Genomic DNA, 5,770 nt, shown 5'->3' with positions numbered 1-5,770 from the left:
GTTCCAGGCGCGGGAGTTCCGGGCGCCGTCGACTCCGATCGAGGAGATCGTGGCGAATGTGTTCGCCGATGTTCTCGGTGTGGAGCGGATCGGTGCCGATGATGATTTCTTCGCGCTCGGTGGTAACTCGCTGATCGCGACGCAGGTCGCGGCGCGGCTGGGCGCGGCAGTGGATGCGCCGGTACCGGTGCGGGTGTTGTTCGAGGCGTCGACCGTGACCGCGTTGGCGGTGCGGATTCAGGAGCAGGCCGGGGCCGGTGGGCGTAAGGCTCTCGTGCCGCAACCGCGTCCGGAGCGGATACCGCTGTCGCCGGCGCAGCAGCGGATGTGGTTTCTGAATCGTTTCGACCAGCAGTCGGCGGCGTACAACCTGCCGTTCGCGATTCGTCTCTCGGGTGCACTCGACGTGGATGCGTTGCGGGCAGCTGTCGCCGATGTGGTGGCACGGCACGAGGTACTGCGGACGGTGTATCCGGAGACCGAATCAGGTCCGGTGCAGGTAGTACTGGGCGCCGGGCAGGCGGTGCCGCGGTTGCAGGTTCGGCCGGTGGCCGCCGCGGGCGTTGCCGCGGCGGTGTCGGAACTGGCCGCGACCGGGTTCGATGTCACGGCCGAAGTGCCGTTGCGGGTGACGCTGTTCCAGCTGAGCGATGTGCCCGGCGGCGATGTTCACGAGGGAGCCGGTTCGGGCGAGGTGATCGCGCGCAATACCGCCGCTGATTCCGGTGAGTTCGTGCTGGCGATCGTGGTGCACCATATCGCCGGTGACGGGTCGTCGGTGGGGCCGTTGGTGCGTGACGTGATGACGGCGTATGCGGCGCGGGCCGCGGGGGAGGCGCCGGGCTGGGCGCCGTTGCCGGTGCAGTACGCCGATTACGCGTTGTGGCAGCGGGAATTGCTCGGGGACGAAGCCGATCCGGGATCTCTGGCGGCCGAGCAGATCGGGTACTGGCGGTCGACGCTGGCGGGGGCGCCGGATCAGTTGGATCTGCCGGGGGATCGGCCGCGGCCGGCGGTGCAGTCATTCGCCGGTGGGCGGGTCGAGGTCCGGATCGACGCCGAAATCCATGCCGGTTTGCTGCGGTTGGCGCAGGCGCAGGGTGCGACCTTGTTCATGGTGGTGCATTCGGCGCTGGCGGTGTTGTTGTCGCGGTTGTCGGGCACCGATGACATCACCGTGGGAACACCGGTGGCGGGTCGTGGTGAGCAGGCGCTCGACGATCTGATCGGTATGTTCGTCAACACTCTGGTGTTCCGCACCCGGCTGGACCGTGGTGAGGCGTTCACGGATCTGCTGGCGCGGCAGCGGGAGGCGGATATCCAGGCGTTCGCGCATGCGGATGTGCCGTTCGAGCGCTTGGTCGAGGTGCTGAATCCGGCGCGGTCGCAGGCGCGGCATCCGCTGTTCCAGGTGGGGTTGTCGTTCCAGAATCTGGCGCAGTCGAGTTTGGAGCTGCCGGGTTTGACGGTGTCGGGTGTCGACTTCGATATCGATATCTCGCAGTTCGATCTGCATCTGATCGTCGGAGACAGCTACGACGAGACAGGCGCCGCCCGGGGAATGTCCGGGTTCCTGACCTATGCCACCGATCTGTTCGACCGGGCGACGGTCAACGGGTTCGTGGACCGGTTCCGGTACTTGTTGCGCGGGATCGTGGCGGATCCCTCGGTGCCGGTGGGTGATCTGGAGATCCTGGCCCCGGCCGAGCGGACCGCACTGGCCGGCCGTAATTCGACTGCCTGTGAGTTGGATTCGGCGGCGACGCTGGTGTCGTTGCTGGAGGGTGCGGTGGCCCGGGATGCGAGTGCGGTGGCGTTGGTGGCCGCCGACGGTACGCGGGTGACCTATGCCGAGTTGGGGACGCGGGTCAACCGGCTGGCGCGGTTCCTGATCGCTCAGGGCGTGGGCCCGGAGGCGCGGGTCGGATTGGCCTTGCGGCGGTCGGTGGATCTGGTGGTCGCGATGTACGCGGTGTCGGTCGCGGGTGGTGTGTATGTGCCGGTGGATCCGGATCAGGCCGCCGAACGCGGCGAGTACATCCTGGGTACCGCGGGACCGGTCTGTGTGCTGACGAATGCCGAGACCGGGTTCGGTACCGGCGATGTGCGACCGGAGGTGCCGGTCGTGGTACTCGACGATCTGGATCTGGGCGTCTTCGATGACCGGCCGGTGACGGATGCCGAGCGGATCGCGCCGTTGCGTGCCTCGAATACGGCGTATGTGATTTTCACGTCGGGTTCGACCGGCCGGCCGAAGGGTGTGGCGGTGCCGCATGCGGCGGTGGTGAACCAGTTGCGTTATATCACTGCCGACATCGTGATGGCCGCCACCGATGCGATCTTGCTGAAGACGGCCGCGACCTTCGACTTGTCGGTGTGGGAGTTCTGGGTCGCCGCGGTGTGTGGTGGCCGGATGGTCATCGCCTCGCCGGAGGGTCATCGGGATCCGGCGTATCTCAACGGTCTGATGCGCCGCGAAGGTGTGACGACGTTGACGGTGGTGCCGTCGATGCTCGACGCCCTGCTCACCGCGGACAGCTACCCCGGCCGTTCGCCTGCCGAGCGTGGCGCCGCCCTGCCGGCCGCCAGCGGTGATGTGGACCTGTCGTCTGCTGACGGAGCCGCCTTGCCGGCCGAGACGGGCCTGTCCACCTCGTTGCGGCGGGTGCTGGCGATCGGTGAGGCGCTGCCCGCGGCGACCGCGCAGCGGATGCTCGCCGACCACCCGAACATCGGGTTGTTCAACCTGTACGGTCCGACCGAGGCCGCGGTGTCGATCACGACGCACCGGGTCACCGCGGCTGATCAGGTGTCGGTGCCGATTGGTGTGCCGCAGTGGAATTCGCGGGTGTATGTGCTCGACGGCCGGTTGCGGCCGGTGCCTGATGGGGTGTCGGGTGAGCTGTACTTGGCGGGCGCGCAGCTTGCGCACGGTTACTTCCGTCGCCCGGAGTTGAGTGCGGAGCGGTTCGTGGCCGATCCGTTCACCCCGGGTGTGCGGATGTATCGCACGGGTGATCTGGTGGCTTGGAACCGTGCTGGTGAACTCGAGTACCGGGGTCGTACCGACTTCCAGGTGAAGATTCGTGGTTTCCGGATCGAGTTGGGGGAGATCGAGGCGGCGCTGCTGGCGTTGCCGGAGGTCGCGCAGGCCGCGGTGGTGGCCACGTCGGATCCGCGGACGGGTGACCGGCTGGTCGGCTATGTCGTCCCGGCTGTACCCGCCGAGGCGTCCGCCGGTTCCGGTGCCGATTCGGGTCGCACGGGTCTTCGAGGCGCCGGCGGTGCCGGTTCGGATCTGGCCCATATCCGGTCGGAACTGGCGCAGCGGTTGCCGTCGTACATGGTGCCGGCGGCGTTCGTCGAACTCGACGCGTTGCCCTTGACCGTGAACGGCAAGCTGGACCGTAAAGCCCTGCCGGAACCGGTGTTCGAGGCGCAGGTGTTCCGGGCGCCGTCGACTCCGATCGAGGAGATCGTGGCCGGAGTGTTCGCCGAGGTGCTCGGTGTGGAGCGGGTCGGTGCGGATGACGATTTCTTTGCGCTGGGTGGTAACTCGCTGATCGCGACCCAGGTTGTTGCCCGGTTGAGCAAGGCTTTGGATACGACGGTTCCGGTGCGGGCGTTGTTCGAGGCGTCGACTGTGGCGGGTTTGGCTGTGCGGGCGGAGCGCCACGCGGGTTCGGGTGGGCGTGCGGAGCTGGTACCGCAGCCGCGTCCGGAGCGGTTGCCGTTGTCGCCGGCGCAGCAGCGGATGTGGTTCCTCAACCGCTTCGACGGGCAGTCCGCTGTGTACAGCGTCCCGATCGCTGTGCGCCTGACCGGCGCCTTGGATGTGGATGCCCTGCGGGCCGCGATCGGCGATCTGGCCACGCGGCACGAGATCCTGCGCACCTACTACCCGGAGACCGAGCAGGGCCCGGTGCAGGTGATCTTGCCGGTCTCGGGTGCGGTGCCGGAACTGACGGTGCGATCGGTGGCTGCCGCGGCCGTGGAGTCGGCTGTGCTGGATCTCGTCTCGGGCTCGTTCGATGTCACCACCGAGGTGCCGTGGCGGGTGGCGCTGTTCGCGGTCGAGGATGCGGCCGATGAGTTCGTGCTGGCGATGGCGGTGCACCATATCGCCGGTGACGGTTCGTCGGTGGCGCCGTTGACGCGGGATCTGATGACCGCGTACGCGGCGCGGGCCGCGGGGGAGGCGCCGGGCTGGGCGCCGCTGCGGGTGCAGTACGCGGACTTCGCGTTGTGGCAGCGGGCGCTGCTCGGTGATGAGAACGACCCGGAGTCGCTGGCCGCTGAGCAGGTCTCCTATTGGCAGTCGAGGTTGGCGGGTATCCCGGATCAGCTGGATCTGCCCGCGGATCGTCCGCGCCCGGCGGTGCAGTCGTTCGCCGGTGGCCGGGTGGAGATCGGCATCTCGCCCGAGATCCATGCCGAGCTGCAGCGCCTGGCGCAGCAGCAGGGCGCGACCCTGTTCATGGTTGTGCACACCGCGCTGGCGGTCCTGCTGGCGCGGTTGTCGGGTACCGAGGACATCACCATCGGTACGCCGGTGGCGGGTCGTGGGGAGCAGGCGCTGGACGATCTGATCGGGATGTTCGTGAACACCCTGGTGTTCCGCACCGAGCTGGATCGTGGTGAGTCGTTCACCGATCTGCTGGCGCGTCAGCGCCAGGTGGATATCGAGGCGTTCGCGAATGCGGATGTGCCGTTCGAGCGGCTGGTCGTGATGTTGAATCCCGCGCGGTCGACCGCCCGTCATCCGTTGTTCCAGGTGGGGCTCACCTTCCAGAACCTGGCGATGTCCAGCCTGGAACTGCCCGGCCTCACCGTGTCGGGTGTCGATATCGACGCTGCGACCTCCCAATACGATCTGCATTTCATAGTCGGCGACCGCTACGACACCACCGGTGCGCCGAACGGTTTGGCCGGTTACCTGACCTATGCGACCGACCTGTTCGAACACGCCACCGCGCAGGGTTTTGTGGATCGTTTCCTGCGCCTGCTCGGCGAGATCGTGGCGCGCCCGTCGGCGCCGGTGGGGGATCTGGAGATCCTCGCCTCGGTCGAGCGGACTCGGGTGCTGACGCAGTGGAACGCCACCGATCGTCCGGTGGAGCCGCGGTTGCTGTTGGACGGTTTCACGCGGTCCGCGGCCGTGTACCGGGACGGGGTCGCGCTCGTTTTCGAGGGCGAAGAGCTGACCTATGCGGAGTTCGACGCACGAGTCAACCGGTTGGCGCGCCTGCTGATCGCCGAGGGCGTGGGCCCGGAATCGCTGGTGGGTCTCGCGGTGCGGCGGTCGCTGGATCTGGTGATCGGTATGTACGCGATCGTCACCGCCGGTGGTGCGTATGTACCGCTGGATCCGGATCATCCGGCCGAGCGGACGCGGTATGTGGTGGAAACCGCGGCGCCGGTGTGTGTACTGACCACTGCCGCGGATATCGCTGCGGCGGAAGTGGTTTCGGCCACGGGTGTGCCGGTGGTGGTCGCGGATACCGTGGATGTGTCCGGGTATTCGGCCGATCCGGTGACCGATGCCGACCGGATCGCCCCGTTGCGTGCCACCAACACGGCGTACGTGATTTTCACGTCGGGTTCGACGGGCCGCCCGAAGGGTGTGGCTGTTTCGCACGGAGCGATCGTGAATCGTTTGGTGTGGATGCAGTCGGAGTACGGGCTGGAACCTGCTGACGTGGTGCTGCAGAAGACGCCGTCGACGTTCGATGTGTCGGTGTGGGAGTTCTTCTGGCCGTTGCAGATCGGT

General features: G+C 67.5%; 1 protein-coding gene. It reads left to right on the top strand.

Annotated features, from left to right (window positions below; genetic code table 11):
• Positions 1-5,770: condensation domain-containing protein (locus tag QH276_RS28240; RefSeq protein ID WP_280398307.1), on the top strand; the 5,770-nt coding region annotated here is incomplete at both ends.

Source organism: Nocardia carnea, from assembly GCF_029869215.1.
Classification (GTDB): Bacteria; Actinomycetota; Actinomycetes; order Mycobacteriales; family Mycobacteriaceae; genus Nocardia; species Nocardia carnea_B.
Note: the sequence above shows the minus strand (reverse complement) of the source record. Positions and strands in the feature narration are given on the sequence as shown.